The sequence below is a fragment of the Propionicimonas sp. genome (genome assembly GCF_047606205.1).
GTDB lineage: Bacteria > Actinomycetota > Actinomycetes > Propionibacteriales > Propionibacteriaceae > Propionicimonas.
In genome coordinates this window covers 1-2,756 of record NZ_JASGES010000134.1, presented here as the reverse complement: position 1 = coordinate 2,756, position 2,756 = coordinate 1, and the positions used below count along the sequence as shown (strand labels likewise).

Sequence of the window (2,756 nt, the reverse complement as noted above, 5' to 3'; positions counted from 1 at the left end):
CCTGGACGACATCGGCCTCACCCTGCAGCACGAGGACGAGATCGCCGCGTTCGAGGCGACCCGTCCGGCATGGCTGCCGCGCACCCAGCCGGTCCGTACCGCCGGCTGACCCGAACGATCGAACACCGCGATCGGAGGCCGCGATCGGACACCGGACCGAATTGGGGACGGTTCCTGACTCGGTCCATCCTCGGGCGGACCGAGTCAGGAACCGTCCCCAATTCGGTCCGATCCGGGGGATGGAGGCGGGGATGCTGGTCTGTGCCATGATCCGGGCGTGAGCTCCTCAGCCGGACCTGCCGGCGTGCCGCTGCGCATCGCCAACCCGACACCCGTCCAGCCCACCTACCGGCGCCTCGCCCGCGTCGCCGGATGGTTGTTGCGGCGCCTGACCGACCAGGACTGGGACGACGCCGCGAACCTCCCGCGGTCCGGAGGAGTGATCGTGGTCAGCAACCACATCTCCAACTTCGACCCGCCCGCGCTGTGCCACTACCTGGTGTGGCACGGACGCTGGCCGCGCGCGCTCGGCAAGTCCGACCTGTGGAAGCTGCCGGTGATCGGCTGGCTCGCCCGTGCGACGGGCCAGATCCCGGTGGAGCGGGGCACCGACCGGGCCAGGGACGCGCTGGTCCACGCCCGGGAGGCGCTGGAAGCCGGCGAACTCGTGGTGATCTACCCCGAGGGCACGATCACCGCGGATCCGGACACCTGGCCGATGACGGCACGGCCGGGCACCGCCCGGCTCGCCCTCGACACGGGGTACCCCGTCGTCCCGGTCGGCCAGTGGGGCGCGAACCTCGTGATGCCGGGCAAGAAGCCGGTCTGGCCGAGGTTCCGTCCACGCCGGACGATGGCCTTCCGCACCGGGGCACCCGTGGACCTGGCCGATCTCGCCGGAAGCGACGACCCGCAGGCCGTCGCCGAGGCGGGGACGCGGATCATGGCGGCGATCACCGCCCTCGTCGCGGAGATCCGGGGCGAGCAACCCCCCGACGACGTCTACGACATCCGGGTGGGTCGGCGCGTCCCGCGCAGCAGGAGGGACGACACGTGAGGCGTCCGTCCCCTTTCGGGTCAGCGGCGGGCGCGGCTCCTGACCCTCGATAGGGTGAACCGGTGACCAGTCGCCCCAAAGTACGCCTAGCCCTCGTCTTCGGCGGGGTGAGTTCCGAGCACGAGATCAGCTGCCTCACCGCCGGAGGTGTCGCCCGCGCGATCGACCCCGACCGCTTCGAGGTGGTCGGGATCGGCATCACCGGCGACGGTCGATGGGTGCGGATCCCCCACTCCGAGCTCGCGTCCTACGAGGTCGTCGACGGGACGCTGCCGCGGGTCGCGTCCGATCGGCCTGACGCGGTGGTGCTCCGCGGGGCCGGGGGGGCGCAGATCGCGACGAGGGACGGCGACCGGCTGCTCGACGTGGTCGGCGTCGACGTCGCGTTCGCCCTGCTGCACGGGCCCTGGGGCGAGGACGGCACGATCCAGGGCCTGTTCGAGATGCTCGGCGTCCGCTACGTCGGCGCCGGCGTCGCGTCCAGCGCGATCGGCATGGACAAGGACCTGATGAAGCGCGCGATGGCCGCCGCCGGACTCCCGGTCGGGCCATGGATCGCGATCACCCCCGCGCAGTGGCGCGACGAGCGTGAGGCGAGCCTGGCCCGGGTGGCCGCGCTGGCCTACCCCGTCTTCGTGAAGCCGGCTCGTGGCGGCTCCAGCATCGGCATCGTCAAGGTCGACGGCCCGGACGGCCTGGAGGACGCGATCGCCCGGGCGCAGCGGTTCGACCCGAAGGTGGTCGTCGAGCAGGGCTTCGTGGGCGCCCGGGAGATCGAGGTCGCGGTGCTGCAGGACCTGGCCGGTCCGCCCCGCACGTCGCTGCCCGGCGAGATCGTCATGCACGACCCGGACGCCTTCTACGACTTCGAGGCGAAGTACCTGCCGGAGGAGCAGGTGACCCTCCAGGTGCCGGCCGACCTCGCTCCGGAGTTGCGGGACGCCTGTCGCGCGCTGGCCGCGCGCACCTTCGCCGCGATGGACGTGGAGGGACTGGCCCGGGTCGACCTGTTCGTCAGCGCGGACGGCGAACCGTACGTGAACGAGCTGAACACGATGCCCGGCTTCACCCGGCACTCGATGTTCCCGATCATGTGGGCCGCCAGCGGGCTGGAGTACACCGACCTGATCGCCACGCTGGTCGATCTCGCCCTGCAGCGCCCGACGGGGCTGCGGTGACGCTTCCCGGCGCCGCCGGTCCGCGCACGGTCGGCGAGGTCGGCGAGTTCGCCCTGATCGACGCCATCACCGCGGGGCTGGGTGCCTCCGGGCCGGTGGTGCTGGGGGTGGGTGACGACTGCGCAGTGGTGCGCCTGGCGGGCGACCTGGCGGTGTCCACGGACACGATGGTCGAGGATGTGCACTTCCGGCGCGACTGGTCCAGCGCCGCCGACGTCGGGCGCAAGGCGGTCGCGGCCTGCGTGGCCGACGCCGAGGCGATGGGTGCGGTCCCGATCGGCCTGGTGGTGAGCCTCGCCGTTCCCGCCACCACCCCGGTGGAATGGGTGAGCGGGTTTGCGGGCGGGGTGCGCGCGGAGTGCGGGGCGGCCGGGGTGCAGCTCGTCGGCGGCGACACGACGTCGGCCGCGCAGATCGTGGTGACGGCGACCGTGCTGGCCGACCTGGGCGGGCTGGCGCCGGTCACCCGGGCGGGCGCCCGCCCGGGCCAGCTCCTGGCGATGGCCGGACGCCTCGGCTGG

3 protein-coding genes are annotated in these 2,756 nt (G+C 73.0%); all 3 read left to right on the top strand.

The annotated features are described in order from the left end of the window. The first annotated feature begins 277 nt into the window (after nt 1–277). Complete coding sequence (locus QM633_RS08570; protein ID WP_415153332.1) at nt 278–1,057, top strand: lysophospholipid acyltransferase family protein; 780 nt, start codon at nt 278–280, stop codon at nt 1,055–1,057. Between the two features lie 62 nt (nt 1,058–1,119). Next, a complete protein-coding gene (locus tag QM633_RS08565) occupies nt 1,120–2,235 on the top strand; it encodes a D-alanine--D-alanine ligase family protein (RefSeq protein WP_415153331.1) in 1,116 nt (371 codons plus the stop codon). Then, nucleotides 2,232–2,756: thiamine-phosphate kinase (locus QM633_RS08560; protein ID WP_415153330.1), on the top strand; the 525-nt coding region annotated here is incomplete at its 3' end. The genes QM633_RS08565 and QM633_RS08560, both read left to right, overlap by 4 nt.